Source organism: Rhodoplanes elegans, assembly GCF_016653355.1.
Lineage (GTDB): Bacteria > Pseudomonadota > Alphaproteobacteria > Rhizobiales > Xanthobacteraceae > Rhodoplanes > Rhodoplanes elegans.
This window is the reverse complement of the sequence record NZ_NHSK01000232.1, coordinates 1-16,071: the sequence shown is the minus strand read 5'-3', so window position 1 is coordinate 16,071 and position 16,071 is coordinate 1. Positions and strand designations below refer to the sequence as shown.

Sequence of the window (16,071 nt, the reverse complement as noted above, 5' to 3'; positions counted from 1 at the left end):
CTCCGGGTCGGGTGGATCGCGGCAGCGTCATCGTCGGACTCTCAGCTCCCCTCCGCCTCGCTGTGGTGCCGGATGCCCGTGACGCTCGGCGCCAGCGCCGCGAGGAGGAGGGCGCCGATCAGGATCGGCACGAAGGCGGCGAGCGGCTCCCCCGACAGATCCCAGGCGAGGCCGGAGAGGATGGGCGTGATCACGGCGCAGGAGTAGCTGATCGTGAACATGCCGGCGGCGAGGCGGTGGACGTCGTCGGGCCGCGCCAAGATCGGCGGCAGCGCGAAGATCAGGATCAGCACGGTCGCGTCGCAGAAGCCGATGACGATCGACGAGATCACGATCACGGCGGGCGAGCCGAACATCAGACCGAGCAGCGCCACGAAGGACACGAGCCCGCACGCCACGTAGGGCCACACCTTGCGGACCAGCCGGCCGGCGACGGCGAGCAGGATCAGCGACGCCGGGATCTGGCCGACGTTCAGCACCGTGAGCGTGAGGCTGATCAGGTCGGGGCGGCCGGTGCGGGTCAAGACCTCCGGGATGAAGGCGTTGGTGGTGAAGTACATGGCGTTGACGGTGCCGAACATGATGCCGATCCGCCACAGGAGCCCGCTCTTCCAGTCCGGCCACCATTTGCGGTTCGACACGACCATCGTGGCGTCGGCCCGCCGGCGTGGCGCCATGACGGCGATCAGGAGCGCGATGGCGACGCAGGGCACCGCCCAGGCGAGGAAGCTGCCGCGCCAGCCGCCGGCCAGCGGCACCATCACGGGCAGCGTGATCGCCACCGCGGCAACCTCGCCGACCAGCAGGCCGTTGGCGTAGACGGCGGTGCCGAAGCCGATGCGATCGGGCAGCCAGGCGCGCACCAGCGGCGGCAGCGAGGGCTGCATCACGGCGACGCCGAAGCCGGTGACCACGGTCGCACCGTAGAGGAGCCAGATGTCGGGCGAGACGCCGCGCAGCGCCGAGCCGGCGGCGGTCGCGAGCAGCCCGACCAGGAGCGTCGTCAGCGCGCCGAAGCGGGCGATCAGCAGCGAGCCCGGGATGGCGGCGAGCGCGAACAGCACCGAAGGGATGCCGGTGAGTATGCCGACCTCGGTCGCCGACAGCGCGAGGTCGTCGCGGATCATCGGGATGACGGGCGGCACGGCGAGAATCGTCATGCGGAGCCCGGTGCCGGCGAGCCACAACAGCGCGACGGCCGTGACCAGATGCCCGAGCCCGGGCGCTTCGGTGCTGGATGGTGGAGCCCTCATCGGCCCTTCTTTCGGGTTGTCATGAGAGTGACGAAGACGTGACTGGTCGAGGTTCTAACCATCTCGCCTCACGGGCAAAGCATCCCGGCTTTCTCCGTCGTCCCGGGGCGGCGCGCCAGCGCCGAGCCCGGGACCCACATCCCCCGTCGCGCTCAAGCCACTGTCACCGGGCGTATGGATTCCGGGCTCGCGGACCTGCGGTCCGCGCCCCGGAATGACGACGAGGCACATCACAACGCCGACAGCCCGCTCGCCTCGAGCGCGGCCTTCGCCTCCGGGGCGACCAGATGAGCCAGCAGGGCGCGGGCGCCGTCGGGGTTCTCGGCGCGCGCCAGGATGCCGCCGGAGAAATACGACACCTCCTGCACCTCGTCGGGCAGCGGCCCGACCAGCTCGATGCCCTGTACGGCGAGGAGCTCGCTCATCTGCTGGACGGCGAGATCGGCCTCGCCCGAGACGGCGCGCTCGGCCGTGAAGCCGTCGCGCACGATCGTCTTGGCGGCCATCTCCTGGGCGATCCCCAGCCGCTCGAGCACCCGGGCGAAGTGCAGGCCGCTCGCCCCGGTCTTCGAGAGGGCGACGGCGCGGGCGGCGCGCAGGGTCGCGACCAGCGCGTCGACCGTGGAGATGTCCGGATGCGGCGCCCCCGCCTTCACGGCCACGCCGACCAGCGAGCGGGCGATGTCGGTGCGGCTCACCGGATCGACGACCCCGTCGGCGACGAGGCGGTCCATGGCGGCGCGCGACAGGAGCACGAGGTCGGCCGCTTCACCGGCGGCGATGCGCGGCATCAGCTCGTTGGTGGCGCCGTAGTCGATCGCCGCCGCGATCCCGGTGGATCGTGTGAAGCCCGGCACCAGCGCCTCCAGCACGCCGCGCGTCGCCCGGGTGGAGAGCACCCGCACTCCCGTCCCCCGCTCGGTCATGTGTCCCTCCCCGCTGCCCGTTCCGAAATACCGCCCCGCGCCGACGCTGCGTCGGGGTCACGACCTGTCCCGCCCGGCCGCTTTGACAAGCGTCCCGGCATGCCGTTCCATATACGCGTTTCGAACACGACGACAAAAAATAACGGTCCGGGAGGAATGCAATGGAGTGGTACCGCAGCCTCGCGCTGGCGGGCGTTCTCGCCGTCGCGCCGGTCATGGCCCTGTCGAATGCGGCATCGGCGCAGGTGACGCTGCGCGCCTCGCACCAGTTCCCCGGCGGCAAGGGCGACGCCCGCGACGAGATGGTGCAGATCATCGCCCGCGAGGCCAAGGCCGCCAATGTCGGGCTCGAGATCCAGGTCTTCCCGGGCGCCTCGCTGTTCAAGCCGAACGACCAGTGGAACGCGATCGTCAACGGGCAGCTCGACATCACCTCGTTCCCGCTCGACTACGCGAGCGGCAAGGTGCGGGCGTTCGGCGCCACGCTGATGCCCGGCCTGGTGCGCAGCCACGAGCGCGCGCAGCGGCTCAACGACTCGCCCTTCATGAAGGAGATCCGCGCCAAGATCGACAAGGCCGGCGTGATCGTGCTGGCCGACGCCTGGCTCGCCGGCGCGGTCGCCTCCAAGAAGGGCTGCATCCGCAAGCCGGAGGACATGCAGGGCGTGAAGGTGCGCTCGGCCGGGCCGACCTTCGCCTCGATGTGGCAGAAGGCCGGCGGCTCGATCGTCTCGATCCCGAGCAACGAGGTCTACAACGCGCTGCAGACCGGCGTCGCCGAGGCGACCGACACCTCGACCGGCAGCTTCGTCTCGTTCCGCCTCTACGAGCAGGTGAAGTGCATCACGGCGCCGGGCGAGAACGCCCTGTGGTTCATGTACGAGCCGGTGCTGATGTCGAAGAGGAGCTTCAACCGGCTGACCAAGCCGCAGCAGGAGGCGCTGCTCGCCGCCGGCAAGAAGGCCGAGGCGTTCTTCAACGACGCGAGCAAGAAGCTCGACGAGCAGATGATCGAGACCTTCAAGAAGAACAATGTCGAGGTCGTCACCCTCACGCCGGCCGAGTACGAGGCGTGGATCAAGGTCGCGCAGGAGAGCTCCTACAAGGAGTTCGCCGGCGAGGTGCCGGACGGCAAGGCGCTGATCGACCAGGCGCTCGCCGTGAAGTGAGGCGGCGCGGGCGGTCGGCCGGCGCGCTCCGCGATGCCGGCCGACCCCGCCAAGGGGACGGGACACGCGTCCCGGGGGACTGTCATGGATATCGCGATCAGGGCCGTGCGCGGCCTCTCGCTCGTCTGCGGCATCGTCGCGGCCGCGCTCACCGCCACGGCCGTGGTGGTGGTGTGCCAGATGGTGTTCGTGCGCTTCGTGCTCAACCAGAACACCATCTGGCAGACCGACTTCGTCACCTTCAGCCTGGTCGGCGCGACCTTCGTCGGCGCCCCCTACGTGCTGATGACGCGCGGCCACGTCGCCGTCGACGTGCTGCCGCTGGCGCTCGGCGAAACCGGCCGGTACTGGCTCGCGATCGTCGCGGCCGTGCTGTCGCTCGGCTTCGCGGCGACCGCGACGGTGCTCACCGCGATGTTCTGGATGGAGGCGTGGGAGAACCGCTGGGTGTCGGAGTCCATGTGGCGGGTGCGCCTGTGGATCCCCTATGCGGCGATGCCGATCGGGCTCGGCATGCTGACGCTGCAATACGTCGCCGACCTCGTCGAGCTGGTCACCGGGCGGGTGCGGCCGTTCGGGCTCGAGGCGCCGCTGGAGGGCGGCATATGAGCCCCGCGGTCCAAGGCGTCCTCGTCCTCGTCGTCACCATCCTGGTGCTGCTCACCGGCGCGCCGGTCGCCTTCGCGCTCGGTGTCGTGTCGATCGTGTTCCTGGTGCTGTTCCAGGGCGCCGATTCGCTCGGCGTGGTCGCCGAGACGCTCTATTCGGGCCTGCACGACTTCACCCTCGTGTCGATCCCGATGTTCATCATGATGGGTGCGGCGATCGGCTCCTCGCCAGCAGGGCGCGACCTCTATGTCGCACTCGACCGCTGGCTCTACCGGGTGCCGGGCGGCCTCGTCGTTTCCAATCTCGGCGCCTGCGCGCTGTTCGCCGCCCTCACCGGCTCGTCGCCCGCCACCTGCGCGGCGATCGGCAAGATGGGCATCCCGGAGATGCGCAAGCGCGGCTATCCGGGCGAGATCGCGACCGGCTCGATCTGCGCCGGCGGCACGCTCGGCATCCTGATTCCGCCGTCCATCACCTTCATCCTCTACGGCATCGCCACCGAGACCTCGATCGGCCGCCTGTTCCTGGCCGGCGTGATGCCGGGCCTGATGCTCACCGGCCTGTTCATGGCGTGGACCATCTTCTACATCTGGTGGAAGGGCTTCCGCGCCTACGCGCCGGACTTCCGCTACACCTGGGCCGAGAAGCTCTCGTCCATCCCCAAGGTGGCGCCGTTCCTCGCCATCGTGGTCGGCGTCATGGTCGTGCTCTACGGCGGCATCGCGACGCCCTCCGAGGCGGCCGGCGTCGGCGCCGCGCTGTGCGTCGTGCTCGCCGTCACGATCTATCGCATGTGGAGCCCGAAGGAATGGTGGCGGATCCTGCGCGAGACGACGCGCGAATCCGTGATGATCCTGATGATCATCGGCACCGCCGTGCTGTTCGGCTACATGCTCTCCTCGCTCTACATCACCCAGACGCTCGCCCAGGCGATCGCCGACGCGAACGTCAACCGCTGGGTGCTGATGGGGCTGATCAACCTGTTCCTGCTGGTCGCCGGCTGCTTCATCCCGCCCGCCGGCATCATCCTGATGACGAGCCCGATCCTGCTGCCGATCATCACCAATGCCGGGTTCGATCCGGTGTGGTTCGGCGTGATCGTCACCATCAACCTGGAGATCGGCCTGATCACCCCGCCGGTCGGGCTCAACCTGTTCGTCGTCAACGCCATCGCGCCCGACGTGCCGACCCGCACCGTGCTGCTCGGCTCGATCCCCTATGTCGGCGCCATGATGCTCGCGATCCTGATCCTCTGCGTCTTCCCCGAGATCGCCACCTGGCTGCCCGACACCCTGATGGGCCCGGCGACCGGGGGCCGGTGAGAGAACACGAAGCCTCGTGTCCCGGGCGCGGCGCATCGCGCCGCGACCCGGGACACACGGCGCAGGTCCGAAGCGCGGTTCCGGACCATGGCCGTCGCTCGGATGATGTCCTCTCCGTGACGGTTCCGTCCGCGCGCGCGACAGTATCGTGCCGCGCCGCGGGGTGATCTCGGCGACGGTTCTTGCTATGCTTCGGATCGGACACCCACCCCCGGTCGTCCACCTCCGGTCGTCCGGGGCCGTCGCGTTCGTCATGGACGCGGCACCACAGGACGAGGCAGATGAACACGTCGTTCTTTGGCGAGCTGTTGCAGACGATCAGCGAACGCGGCCGCGGGCTGCTCGACCGTCGGCGCGAGCCGCCCGGCCAGGTCCACTCCGAGAGCCTCGCGGACCTTTGCGAATCCCTGCTCACCGGCCGCGGCGAGGCGTCCGGCACGGCGCTGGCGCGAGAAATCCTGCAGCGCTACGAGGAGCTGAAGACCGGGCCGCGGATCGCCTTCTTCGAGGCGTTGGCGACCCGCTTCGGCCCGGACCGCAAGCGGCTCGACAAGGCCATGGAGGCGTTCCGGGTCGACCCGAGCGACGTCGCCGCGCATGTTCTCCATATCGCCGCCGAGCCGCGCCGGCAGGAGCTGTTCCGCCGCCTCAACCTCGCCCCGCACGGCACCGCCGCGCTGGTGCGCATGCGCGAGCATCTGCTCGCCGCGATGACGCGCCGGCCGGACCTCGAGCCGATCGACGCCGACTTCCGTCACCTGTTCGCCTCGTGGTTCAACCGCGGGTTCCTGGTGCTCCGCAGGATCGACTGGTCGACGCCCGCCGTGGTGCTGGAGCGGATCATCCGCTACGAGGCCGTGCACGAGATCCGCGACTGGAACGACCTGCGCGCCCGCATCGATCCGCCCGACCGGCGCTGCTACGCCTTCTTCCATCCGGCCCTGGTCGACGATCCGCTGATCTTCGTCGAGGTGGCGCTGACCCGCGAGATCCCCGGCGCGATCGGCCCGATCCTCGCCACCGAGCGCGAGCCGATCGATCCGGAGCGGGCGACCACGGCGGTGTTCTACTCGATCTCCAACTGCCAGCGCGGCCTCGCCAGCGTGTCCTTCGGCAGCTTCCTGATCAAGCAGGTGGTCGCCGACATCTCGCGCGACTTCCCGCGGTTGACCACCTTCGTGACGCTGTCGCCGGCGCCGAACTTCGCCTCGTGGCTGAAGCGCGAGCGCGTCGCCGAGGCCTCGATGCTGAGCGAGTCCGACCGCGTCACGCTCGCCCGCCTCGACGAGGACGGCTGGTGGGAGAACAAGGCGACGCTGGAGGAGCTGCGCGACCCGATGATGCGGGCCGCCGCCAACTACTACATGAACGGCCGCGACCGGCGGGGCCGCCCGGTCGACTCGGTCGCCCGCTTCCATCTCGGCAACGGCGCGCGGCTGGAGCGGCTCGACTGGCCGGCCGATCTCTCGGCCCGCGGCCGCGCCCAGTCCTACGGCCTGATGGTCAACTATCTCTACGATCTCGGCGACATCGAGCAGAACCACGAGGCCTATGCCGAGAGCCGCACCGTGATCGCGGCGAACGCCGTGAAGAAGCTCGCCAAGGCGCCGCGCGCCCTCGTCCCGACCAAGCTGATCGGCGGCGACAAGAAGGCCGACGCCGCCAAGGCGGACAAGAAGGCCGACGCCAAGGCGGCCGATCCCAAGGCGCTGCCGAAGCCGGCGAACGACGGCGCGCCGGTTGCGGAGACCGCGACCACGAGTGACGGCGCGGCCGCGACAGCGTCGACGACCGCAAAGCCGCAGCCGGAGAAGACGGTGGAGCCCTCGACAACCTGATCAGGATCTCGGCATCGTAGGGTGGGCAAAGGCACGGAACGCGCCGTGCCCACGCCGACCGACGCCGGCGTGAGACGACCGCCGGCGTGAGACGGCGTGGGCACGCCGTGCCTGCGGCGCGGCTTTGCCCACCCTACAACGCTACACCGCTACGCGGCCTGCGGCACGGCCGGGCACACGTAGCTGGCGACGGCGCCGGGGGGGAGCGTATCCGTGACGGTGCGGCCGTCGCACGTCAGGGTGAAGCGCGTGGGCGCGCCGCCGTCATTGAGGACAAGCAGCACGATCCGGCCGTCCGGCGTCGCGAAGGCGACGTTCGGCAACATGTCGAGCGCGGTGGACGAGATCCGCACCGATCCGGGCGGGACGAAGCGCGCCAGGTGCGCGATCACGTAATACGAGACGTTGCGGGCGGCGACGGCCGGCCCATCGATGGTCAGCGCGCCGACGCACGCGCCACAGCCGCGCGGCGTGTGCGGACCATGGGCGGAATCGCCAGCGAGATTCCATTCGAGCACGGCGCGGGCGCCGTTGCGGATGGCGCCGATCAGCACGTTGCGGACATGCCAGGCGAGGTCCGGGCCGAAGGTTCCGTCGGTGCCGACCCACTGCTCGGTGATCCACATCGCCATGTCGGGATGCACGGCCGCGACCTCCGCCAGCGCCTCTGGCGTTCCGGCGTAGAGATGCCAGGCGACGCCGCTCAGGAACCGCCGCGCCTGCGGGTCGGCCAGCACGGCGAGCGGATAGGCCGGCAGGTCGCAGTTGTGGTCATAGCAGAACAGCGCCACGTCGCCGAAGCCGGCCGCCCGCAGGGCCGGCCCGAGATGGCCGCCGACGAAGGCCGCCTGCTCGGCCGCCGTCATTGTCATGCTGGGCTCGTTCTTGACGTTCAGCGGCTCGTTCTGCGGCGTCATCGCGTGGATGGTGATGCCGCGCGCCCGCATCGCCGCGAGGTACGCGACCAGATAGGCCGCATAGGCGCCGTAGCAGTCGGGCTTCAGCGCCCCGGCCACGAAGCTCTCGTTGGTCTTCATCCACGGCGGTGCCGACCACGGCGTCGCGAGGAGCTTCAGATCCGGCCTGACGGCGAGAATCTCTTTCAACACCGGGACGACATGCACGTCGCCGGCGTCGAGATCGAACTGCGCGGGCGACGGACCTGCCGCGCCCGGCGGGGCGTCGTCGTAGGCGAACACGGCCCGGCTCAGATCGGAGGGGCCGATGCTCAGGCGCAGCAGGCCGATGCCGGCGCCGCCTCCGTCGACCGAGAACAGCTCGTTCAGCAGCGCGCTGCGCCGCGCCGCCGGCAGCCCGGCGATCAGCTCGGCGCTGCCGCCCGTGAGCGCGAAGCCGAAGCCGTCCATGGTCTGATGACGGGTGGCGGGGCGCACCGCGATCACGAGGCCCGCATCGGGTCGCTCGCCGGCCTCGCGAAGGGTTTTCCGAGACAGCAGCCTCGTCTGGTTGGGATACGTGGTCCACGCCTCCACGGCGAGACGGGTCGCGTCCGTCGGGGTCGCTGCGACGGGGCTCGTTACGACGGGGCTCTCTGCGACGGTGGCCATCGTCATGCGCCTGCGGCGTGGCCCGCGACGCGCCGCCTCGGACTCTCGGGGGACCGGCGAGAGGCCGGTCGGGCCGGCGGGACCGGCCGGCGGCATGATACTCCGGTTCGGGTTTACAGGGAGTTCGTGCTTCTATGGAGGACGAACTCGCCCCGCGTGGCGGGTCGGCGACCCGGGCCGCTGGCCGGGAGTCACGCCTCGTCGTCGTGTGCCTGCGCGTGGACGACCGCCAGCACCCGGCGGGCGCCGAAGCGGTCGGCCGGATCGAGCGCGACGACCTTCTCCAGCGCCGCGACGCCGTCCTCGGTGGCGCCGATCCGAACGCTCGCATAGCCCCAGGCGAGCAGCGCCTGCAGATAGAGGCTCGGCGCCTCGTCGAGCGCCGTGAAGCTCGCGTCGTCCGGTCCGACCAGGCGCCAGTCTGTCGCCACGTTCAGGCGCCGCGCCATGGCGACCACGAGCGCGGCCGCGTAGGGCCGCGCCTCGGCGAGGCGATGATTGTAGAAATAGAACCGATACGCGGCGAGCGTGGCTTCGACGCTGTCGGGCGCGAGCGCGAGCGCGGCCAGCACGGCCGCCTCGGCCTGTATAGGCTCGGAGCGCGCCTGCAGGGCGCCGGCGAGGATGTCCCGGATCGCCGGCCCGTCGTCGTCGAAATCGCCGGACCGGCCGTCGCCGTCGTGACGCCGATGTCCCCCGCCGCGCGCCATGGGCCGCCTCTCGAAAACCCCGAAACCAGCTTATCCGCAAAAGCAAGGGATCGGCACGGCCGGCTTTCGTAGGGTGCGGTTGCGGGCGTGACGTCGGCGCGCGCGAAGCGCCGAACGGGGCCGTCAGGACGCGCTCGCATGAGTCTCGAACGGATCGATCAGCTCCAACCCGAGATCGCAAAAGTCCGCGACGTCACGCGTCGCGACGGCCATGCGGTGGGTGAGCGCGATGGCGGCGATCGCCGCATCCATCGCGGCGATGGGCCGACCGAGGGCACGTCGCGCCGCGACGATCCGCCCGAACTGATGGGCGCAGTCGCGGTCGAAGGACAACACGCGCCCGCCGAACAGATCCCGCTCGGCCGTCGTGATCGCGCGGTCGAGATCGGCGCGCCGCTGCCCGGGCGGCAGGAGTTCGACGCCGAAGCGCAGCTCGGCGAGGACCGGCGCGCACAGCCAGAGATCGGCGGATCGTTGCTCGTCGAGCCAACGCCGGACGGCCTCGCTCGGCCGCGGGCGAAATCCCTCGGAGACGACGTTGGTATCGAGAATGATCATGCGGCCGAGCCGGTCTACGAGAAATCCGGCGGCTCGACGCCTCCGCCGCGCACGTCGAACTCGAGATCGTCGCTGCGCGCCGTGTCGGGCAGCAGTGAGAACAGCCGGGTCCCCAAGCCGGCCTCGGTCGGCTCGGCGAGGCTGCGGCGGATCAGACTCTTCGCCTCGTCGGAGAGGCTCCGGCCATGCGCCTTCGCCCGCTCCTCGAGTTGGCGCCTCAGGCCGGGATCGAGGTCCCGGATCAACAGGTCGGGCATTGCACCCTCCACTTTGATATCAACGATATCACACTGCCGTCCGGATGGAAACGCGCCGACATCCCGCCCTTGACCCCCGTGCGCCGGCGAAAATAGGGTCTTCGCGCCTCGGGACCGATCGCCGGAGAGGCCGACCGTTTTTCATCGCCCATTGTCTCGTCGCACGGCCACGCCACCAAGAACCCTGACATCGAGTTTGGAAACGCCCATGCCCGGAAGCCTGTTCGCCCTCCTCCGCAGCCGCATCCCGTCGCAGGGCAAGACCCTGATCGAGACGCTAGAAGGCTCGCGGATCACCTATGGCGACATGCTGGCGCGCACCGGCCGGCTCGCCAATGCGCTGGTCGGGCTCGGCGTGAAGCCGGGCGACCGGGTCGCCGTGCAGGTGGAGAAGAGCCCCGAGAACCTGATGCTGTTCCTCGCGGTGATGCGGGCCGGCGCCGTCTACCTGCCGCTCAACACCGCCTACACGACCCACGAGGTGGAGTACTTCGTCAACGACGCCGAGCCGCGCCTCCTCGTCTGCGATCCGGCCAAGCGCGACGGGCTCGAGCCGATCGCCGACCTGCGCGGCGCCGCACTCCACACGCTCGACGCCGACAGCCGCGGCTCGCTCGCCGACCTCGCCGCCGCCGCGCCGGAGGCGTTCGAGGACGTCGGCCGCGCCGGACACGATCTCGCCTGCATCCTCTACACGTCGGGCACCACGGGGCGCTCCAAGGGCGCCATGCTGACCAACGCCAATCTCGGCTCCAACGCCGACACGCTGGTCGGCTACTGGCGCTTCTCCGAGGCCGCCGTGCTGCTGCACGCGCTGCCGATCTATCACACCCACGGCCTGTTCACGGCCGCCATGACCGTGATGCTGTCGGGCGGCAGCATGCTGTGGCTGCAAAAATTCGACGCCGACCAGGTGATCGCGGCGCTGCCGCGCGTCACCACGCTGATGGGCGTGCCGACCCACTACGTGCGGCTCGTCCAGCATCCGGGGCTCACCCGCGAGGCGACCGCGCATATGCGCCTCTTCACGTCGGGCTCGGCGCCGCTGCTCGCCGAGACGCACGAGACGTTCAAGGCGAAGACCGGCCACGCCATCCTGGAGCGCTACGGGATGACCGAGACCGGCATGAACACCTCGAACCCCTATGACGGCGAGCGCATCGCCGGCACGGTCGGCTTTCCGCTGCCCGACATCGAGGTGCGGGTCGCGACCCCCGGCACCGGCGAGGTGCTGCCGGCCGGCGAGGTCGGCGTGCTCGAGGTGAAGGGGCCGAACGTGTTCGCCGGCTACTGGCGGATGCCGGAGAAGACCCGCGAGGAGTTCCGCCCCGACGGCTTCTTCATCACCGGCGACGTCGGCATGATCGATGCGCGCGGGTACGTCCACATCGTCGGCCGCGCCAAGGATCTGATCATCTCGGGCGGCTTCAACGTCTATCCCAAGGAGGTCGAGAGCGAGATCGACCTGCTGCCCGGCGTCGTCGAGTCCGCCGTCATCGGCTGCCCGCATCCGGACTTCGGCGAGGGCGTCACGGCCGTGGTGGTGAAGGCGCCGGGCGCGGCGCTGTCCGAGCGCGACGTGATCACGGCGCTGGAGGGCCGGCTGGCGAAATTCAAGCTGCCCAAGCGCGTGCTGTTCGTCGACGAGCTGCCGCGCAACACCATGGGCAAGCTGCAGAAGAACGTGCTGCGCGACCAGAACAAGGCGCTGTACGGGTGATACACTCGCCCGCCGCCCTGTCCTTCTCCCCGCGCGCGGGGAGAAGGTGGCTCGCCGTGCAGCGGCGAGTCGGATGAGGGGGCGTCTCCGCGAATCATGAACGCTCGGCGTCCGGGAGACGCCCCCTCACCCGGCCTTCGCGCCAACGGCGCGAAGGCCGACCTCTCCCCGCAGGCGGGGAGAGGTGAAGTCAGAGCGCTCCCGCCACCGCCTTCGCCACGGCTGCGATGGTCGCATCGCGCGCGGCGGCGGGTGCCGTGGTCTCGGTGAGATACACCGCGACGATCACGGGCCTCCGCTCCGGCGGCCAGAACAGGCCGACATCGTTGGTCGCGCCGCGCTCGCCCGTGCCGGTCTTGTCGCCGACCCTGAAATCCTTGGGCAGCCCGGCGCGCAGCCGCGCGGCGCCGGTGCGGTTGCCGACCAGCCAGCCGGTCAGCGTATCCCGTGAGGCCGGCGAGAGGGCGTCCCCCAGCACCAACCTCTCGATGTCGGCCGCCATCGCGGCCGGCGTCGTGGTGTCGCGCGGATCGCCCGGCAGCGCCTCGTTGAGGGTGGGCTCGGTGCGATCGAGCCGGGTCACCGGATCGCCGAGGAGGCGCAGCCAGGCGGTGAGACCGAGCGGTCCGCCGAGCGTGTCCAGAAGCAGATTGGCCGCGGTGTTGTCGCTCATCACCATGGCGGCCTCGGCGAGCGCCGCGACCGTCATGGTGCCACCCGCGTTCGGCCTGGTGAGCGGCGCCCAGTCGAGCAGCGCCGCGGGATCGATCGGGATGCGGCGGTCGAGCGTCTCGCGGCCGGCATCGACGCGCGCCAGCACGGCGGCGGCGAGCAGCAGCTTGAACGTGCTGCACATCGCGAAACGCTCGTCGGCGCGATGGCCGGTCCGCGCACCCGTGGCGGCATCGATCACGGCGACGCCGAGCCGGCCGCCGCTGTCGCGCTCGATGCGGGCGAAGTCGTCGGCGAGATCCGCGAGACCCGGCGCGGCGGCGAGGCCGGACGGCCCGGCCACTGCAACCAGCGCCGCGGCTCCGGCCGCTGCGGCGAAACGACGTCGATCCATCATGCGCAAAGCTCCCGTGCCCGGACGGGATCGCGCGAAACTTGGCCGGAACCGCGGCGACGCGGCGGGTCAGCCGCGGCTGCGTCGCGCCAGCAGCGCGTGGATCAGGCCGGCGAGCGACGGCGACAGGCCGATGCCGGGTTTCATGACGGCCGACGGTGGCGGCGACACCGGCGGGGCGGCCCGGGGCAGCGCCAGCGCGGCCTCCACGGCGCAGGTCAAGCCGTCGAGCACCGGCACCGCGACACGGCCGGCGAGGTCGCGCCCGACGCCGGCGAAGGGCGCGCCGCCGAACAGCACCGCTTCGGCCCCCTCCTCGGCGACGCAGGCCGCAGCGGCCGCGACCATGGCATCGAGGAACCGCTCGCGATCGTGGGCGAGATCCAGCACCCCGCCGTCGAGGAAGCGGATCGAGGTCAGCCGGTCGGCGACACCGGCCGCGACCGCGGCGCGCTCCAGCTCCGGGCGAAGATGCCGGCCCAGCGTCACGACGGCGAAGCGGCGTCCGTCGGCCGCCGAAGCCTGCAGCCCGGCGCGCGCGAGGCCGATCACCGGCATGGGGGCGATCTCGGCCGCGGCGTCGAGCCCCGGATCGCCGAACGCCGCGACGATCGCGGCATCGCAGAGCGGCGCCGCGGCGATCGCCTCCAGCACGGCATGGGCGGCGATGGCGAGCTCGGCCCTACTCTCGATCGACGCCGCACCGAACGGCGCCGTGACGCCCTCGACGTCGGCCGCGTCGCCGGCGATGCGCCGCGCCTCCGCCGAGAGGATCGTCGTGATCCGCGCCGAGGTGTTCGGGTTGATCACCAGGATGCGGCGCACCGGATCACGCCTTGCCGTAGACCGGGACGACGGCGCCGCGGGTGACGCGGTTCTCGGGGGAGGCGAGGAACAGGATGGTCGCCGCCACCTCCTCGACCTTGGGCCAGGCGGAGAGATCGGCCTTGGGCATGTCCTGGCGGTTCGCCGGCGTGTCCATGATGGAGGGGGCGACGGCGTTGACCAGCACGCCCTCCTTGGCCACCTCCTCGGCGAGCGCCACGGTGAGGGCCGCGACGGCGGCCTTGGCGGCCGCGTAGATCGCCATGCCGGCGCCGGTGCGCCATTCCAGCGCGGGGCGCGCCGCGACATTGACGATCCGGCCGCCGTTCCGGCCGCGGGAAAAGGCGCGCAGCGCCGCCTGGCAGCACAGCGCGCAGGTGATCAGGTTGACGCCGACCTGGTGGTGCAGCACGTCCTCGTCGAGATCGCGCAGCGGCCCATAGGCGAAGCCGCCGGCGAGGTGGATCGACGCCCACAGCGGCGGCAGGCGCTCGTAGAGATCCTCGACATCCTCGCTGTCGCCGAGATTGAGCTCGCCATAGAGGATGACCCGCTCGTGGTCGCGCAGCGGAAACGCCTCGGCGGCGCTCTCGCGCGTGTAGGGGACGTGGCAGACCGCCCCCGCCTCGACCAGGGCCGTCACCACGCCGACGCCGAGCGCCCCGGTGCCGCCCGTCACCACCACGTGCCGCCCGCTGAAGTCCATTCCGCCCTCTCGTCCCGCCTGTCGCCGCCCCGACCGCGCCGGCGAGCCGCCGGCGAATCACTGCCCGGACAAGACGATAGCGCCGGCGTCGGGCGCGGCCCACCGGCGCCGGCGCGCGGGTGCCCCGCCCCGGTCGCGGGGCCGGCACGGCGCGACCGAAAATTACGGTTGATCGCGGCGCCGCCGCTGCCCATCAAGACAGCCGAGCAGGACCCCCTCGCAGCGGACCCCCCGATGCCCCGAGCCGTGGCCCCGACCGAGCAGCCGCCCGACACCGCCTCCCCTTCCCCGGGCGCGCGCCTTCCCGGCGAGCGCCGTCCGAGCCTCGCCGTGCGCAACGACCGGGCGATGGTGCGGTTCGACGATGTGACGCGCCGCTTCGGCGACACGACCGCGGTCGATCGTCTCGACCTCGACATCCGCGAGGGCGAGTTCTTCGCCCTGCTCGGCCCCTCCGGCTGCGGCAAGACCACGCTGCTGCGCATGCTGGCCGGCTTCGAGCGGCCGGACACCGGCCGCATCCTGCTCGCCGGCGAGGACATCGCCGCGGTGCCGCCGTGGCGGCGGCCCGTCAACATGATGTTCCAGAGCTACGCGCTGTTCCCGCACCTCTCGGTCGCCGGAAACATCGCCTTCGGGCTGAAGCAGGATCGCCTGCCGAAGCCAGAGATCGCGGCCCGGGTCGCCGAGATGCTGCGCCTCGTCCGCCTCGAAGGTCTCGGCGGGCGAAAACCGCACCAGCTTTCCGGCGGCCAGTGCCAGCGCGTCGCGCTCGCCCGCGCGCTCGCCAAGCACCCCAAGGTGCTGCTCCTCGACGAGCCGCTGGCGGCGCTCGACAAGAAGCTGCGCGAGGAAACCCAGTTCGAGCTGATGGCCCTGCAGGAGCGGCTCGCCACCACGTTCGTCGTCGTCACCCACGACCAGGAGGAGGCGATGACGATGGCGGACCGCATCGGCGTGATGAACCACGGCCGTCTCGCCCAGGTCGGCACGCCGTCCGAGATCTACGAGCAGCCGCGCTCGCGCTGGGTCGCCGGCTTCATCGGCGACGTCAATTTTCTGGACGGCACCGTGACGGCGGCCGACGCCGGCGGGGTCACGATCACCGATCCGGGCGGCCGCCGGTTCCGCGCCGCCGGCCCGACGACGGCCGGCATCGGCGACCGGGCGACGCTCGCGGTGCGGCCCGAGAAGCTCGTCGTCGCCACCATGGCGGCCGCCTCGGCGACGGCGGAGCCGGCGCCGGACAACACCGTCACGGGCAAGGTGGCCGACATCGGCTATCTGGGCGACATGTCGCTCTACAAGGTGCGGCTCGACGACGGCACGCTGCTGAAGGCGTCGGTCACCAACGCCCGCCGCCACACGAAGCCCGACATCGACTGGGACGACACGGTCCACCTGTCGTTCGCCCCCGACGCCGCCGTGGTGCTGACGGAGTGAGGAACAACGTGATCAGCACGGACCGCCGGCAGTTCATCGCGGGCTCGCGCGCCCGGGGCTCCCCTCCCCCCGCGAGCGAAGCTCGTGGCGGGGAGGGTCGG

15 protein-coding genes are annotated in these 16,071 nt (G+C 71.1%); 6 read left to right on the top strand and 9 right to left on the bottom strand.

Annotated elements, in window-relative coordinates; translation table 11 throughout:
* Positions 1 to 41: 41 nt before the first annotated feature.
* Both CCR97_RS26180 and CCR97_RS26175 read right to left on the bottom strand, forming a co-directional pair.
* Positions 42 to 1,253, bottom strand: coding sequence for an MFS transporter (locus CCR97_RS26180; protein ID WP_111360670.1), 1,212 nt, complete (start codon positions 1,251 to 1,253; stop codon positions 42 to 44).
* Positions 1,254 to 1,483: 230 nt separating this feature from the next.
* Positions 1,484 to 2,179 (bottom strand): substrate-binding domain-containing protein, encoded by a 696-nt coding sequence (locus CCR97_RS26175; RefSeq protein WP_111359436.1) that lies wholly within the window; start codon positions 2,177 to 2,179, stop codon positions 1,484 to 1,486.
* Between the two features lie 161 nt (positions 2,180 to 2,340).
* On the opposite strand from CCR97_RS26175, the gene dctP reads away from it, so the two are divergent.
* From dctP to CCR97_RS26155, 4 genes are all read left to right on the top strand, one after another.
* A complete protein-coding gene (gene dctP, locus CCR97_RS26170) occupies positions 2,341 to 3,348 on the top strand; it encodes a TRAP transporter substrate-binding protein DctP (protein WP_111359437.1) in 1,008 nt (335 codons plus the stop codon).
* An 84-nt stretch (positions 3,349 to 3,432) separates the two neighbouring features.
* Positions 3,433 to 3,957 carry a TRAP transporter small permease gene (locus CCR97_RS26165; protein ID WP_111359438.1) on the top strand — a complete coding sequence of 175 codons (525 nt, stop codon included), beginning with the start codon at positions 3,433 to 3,435 and terminating at the stop codon, positions 3,955 to 3,957.
* Positions 3,954 to 5,279 carry a TRAP transporter large permease gene (locus tag CCR97_RS26160; protein WP_111359439.1) on the top strand — a complete coding sequence of 442 codons (1,326 nt, stop codon included), beginning with the start codon at positions 3,954 to 3,956 and terminating at the stop codon, positions 5,277 to 5,279. Before CCR97_RS26165 ends, CCR97_RS26160 begins: the two co-directional genes overlap by 4 nt.
* A gap of 281 nt (positions 5,280 to 5,560) precedes the next feature.
* On the top strand, positions 5,561 to 7,117 hold the full coding sequence (locus CCR97_RS26155; RefSeq protein ID WP_111359440.1) for a malonyl-CoA decarboxylase: 1,557 nt from the start codon (positions 5,561 to 5,563) through the stop codon (positions 7,115 to 7,117).
* A 149-nt stretch (positions 7,118 to 7,266) separates the two neighbouring features.
* Here the strand turns inward: CCR97_RS26155 and CCR97_RS26150 are convergent, their stop codons facing one another.
* The 4 genes from CCR97_RS26150 to CCR97_RS26135 form a co-directional block, all read right to left on the bottom strand.
* On the bottom strand, positions 7,267 to 8,685 hold the full coding sequence (locus CCR97_RS26150; protein WP_111359689.1) for a glycoside hydrolase family 30 protein: 1,419 nt from the start codon (positions 8,683 to 8,685) through the stop codon (positions 7,267 to 7,269).
* 191 nt (positions 8,686 to 8,876) lie between these two features.
* On the bottom strand, positions 8,877 to 9,395 hold the full coding sequence (locus tag CCR97_RS26145; RefSeq protein ID WP_111359688.1) for a hypothetical protein: 519 nt from the start codon (positions 9,393 to 9,395) through the stop codon (positions 8,877 to 8,879).
* Between the two features lie 123 nt (positions 9,396 to 9,518).
* Positions 9,519 to 9,953, bottom strand: coding sequence for a type II toxin-antitoxin system VapC family toxin (locus CCR97_RS26140; RefSeq protein ID WP_111359687.1), 435 nt, complete (start codon positions 9,951 to 9,953; stop codon positions 9,519 to 9,521).
* 14 nt (positions 9,954 to 9,967) lie between these two features.
* A complete protein-coding gene (locus CCR97_RS26135; protein ID WP_111359686.1) occupies positions 9,968 to 10,210 on the bottom strand; it encodes a FitA-like ribbon-helix-helix domain-containing protein in 243 nt (80 codons plus the stop codon).
* 208 nt (positions 10,211 to 10,418) lie between these two features.
* On the opposite strand from CCR97_RS26135, the gene CCR97_RS26130 reads away from it, so the two are divergent.
* Complete coding sequence (locus tag CCR97_RS26130; protein ID WP_111359685.1) at positions 10,419 to 11,930, top strand: malonate--CoA ligase; 1,512 nt, start codon at positions 10,419 to 10,421, stop codon at positions 11,928 to 11,930.
* A 190-nt stretch (positions 11,931 to 12,120) separates the two neighbouring features.
* On the opposite strand, the gene bla is transcribed toward CCR97_RS26130, so the two are convergent.
* From bla to CCR97_RS26115, 3 genes are all read right to left on the bottom strand, one after another.
* A complete protein-coding gene (gene bla, locus CCR97_RS26125) occupies positions 12,121 to 12,999 on the bottom strand; it encodes a class A beta-lactamase (protein WP_111360400.1) in 879 nt (292 codons plus the stop codon).
* Positions 13,000 to 13,065: 66 nt separating this feature from the next.
* Positions 13,066 to 13,821, bottom strand: a complete 756-nt coding sequence (locus CCR97_RS26120; protein ID WP_111360401.1) for an aspartate/glutamate racemase family protein — start codon at positions 13,819 to 13,821, stop codon at positions 13,066 to 13,068.
* Between the two features lie 4 nt (positions 13,822 to 13,825).
* Positions 13,826 to 14,527, bottom strand: coding sequence for an SDR family NAD(P)-dependent oxidoreductase (locus CCR97_RS26115; RefSeq protein WP_111360402.1), 702 nt, complete (start codon positions 14,525 to 14,527; stop codon positions 13,826 to 13,828).
* Positions 14,528 to 14,875: 348 nt separating this feature from the next.
* Here CCR97_RS26115 and CCR97_RS26110 point away from each other — a divergent pair, with 348 nt between their 5' ends.
* Positions 14,876 to 15,970, top strand: coding sequence for an ABC transporter ATP-binding protein (locus tag CCR97_RS26110; protein WP_111360666.1), 1,095 nt, complete (start codon positions 14,876 to 14,878; stop codon positions 15,968 to 15,970).
* Positions 15,971 to 16,071: the final 101 nt, after the last annotated feature.

Excerpts from the sequence above, each read along its gene's own strand:
- CCR97_RS26180 (WP_111360670.1), bottom strand. The coding sequence starts at position 1,253 with ATGAGGGCTCCACCATCCAGCACCGAAGCGCCCGGGCTCGGGCATCTG.
- CCR97_RS26175 (WP_111359436.1), bottom strand. The coding sequence starts at position 2,179 with ATGACCGAGCGGGGGACGGGAGTGCGGGTGCTCTCCACCCGGGCGACG.
- dctP (WP_111359437.1), top strand. The coding sequence starts at position 2,341 with ATGGAGTGGTACCGCAGCCTCGCGCTGGCGGGCGTTCTCGCCGTCGCG.
- CCR97_RS26165 (WP_111359438.1), top strand. The coding sequence starts at position 3,433 with ATGGATATCGCGATCAGGGCCGTGCGCGGCCTCTCGCTCGTCTGCGGC.
- CCR97_RS26160 (WP_111359439.1), top strand. The coding sequence starts at position 3,954 with ATGAGCCCCGCGGTCCAAGGCGTCCTCGTCCTCGTCGTCACCATCCTG.
- CCR97_RS26155 (WP_111359440.1), top strand. The coding sequence starts at position 5,561 with ATGAACACGTCGTTCTTTGGCGAGCTGTTGCAGACGATCAGCGAACGC.
- CCR97_RS26150 (WP_111359689.1), bottom strand. The coding sequence starts at position 8,685 with ATGGCCACCGTCGCAGAGAGCCCCGTCGTAACGAGCCCCGTCGCAGCG.
- CCR97_RS26145 (WP_111359688.1), bottom strand. The coding sequence starts at position 9,395 with ATGGCGCGCGGCGGGGGACATCGGCGTCACGACGGCGACGGCCGGTCC.
- CCR97_RS26140 (WP_111359687.1), bottom strand. The coding sequence starts at position 9,953 with ATGATCATTCTCGATACCAACGTCGTCTCCGAGGGATTTCGCCCGCGG.
- CCR97_RS26135 (WP_111359686.1), bottom strand. The coding sequence starts at position 10,210 with ATGCCCGACCTGTTGATCCGGGACCTCGATCCCGGCCTGAGGCGCCAA.
- CCR97_RS26130 (WP_111359685.1), top strand. The coding sequence starts at position 10,419 with ATGCCCGGAAGCCTGTTCGCCCTCCTCCGCAGCCGCATCCCGTCGCAG.
- bla (WP_111360400.1), bottom strand. The coding sequence starts at position 12,999 with ATGATGGATCGACGTCGTTTCGCCGCAGCGGCCGGAGCCGCGGCGCTG.
- CCR97_RS26115 (WP_111360402.1), bottom strand. The coding sequence starts at position 14,527 with ATGGACTTCAGCGGGCGGCACGTGGTGGTGACGGGCGGCACCGGGGCG.
- CCR97_RS26110 (WP_111360666.1), top strand. The coding sequence starts at position 14,876 with ATGGTGCGGTTCGACGATGTGACGCGCCGCTTCGGCGACACGACCGCG.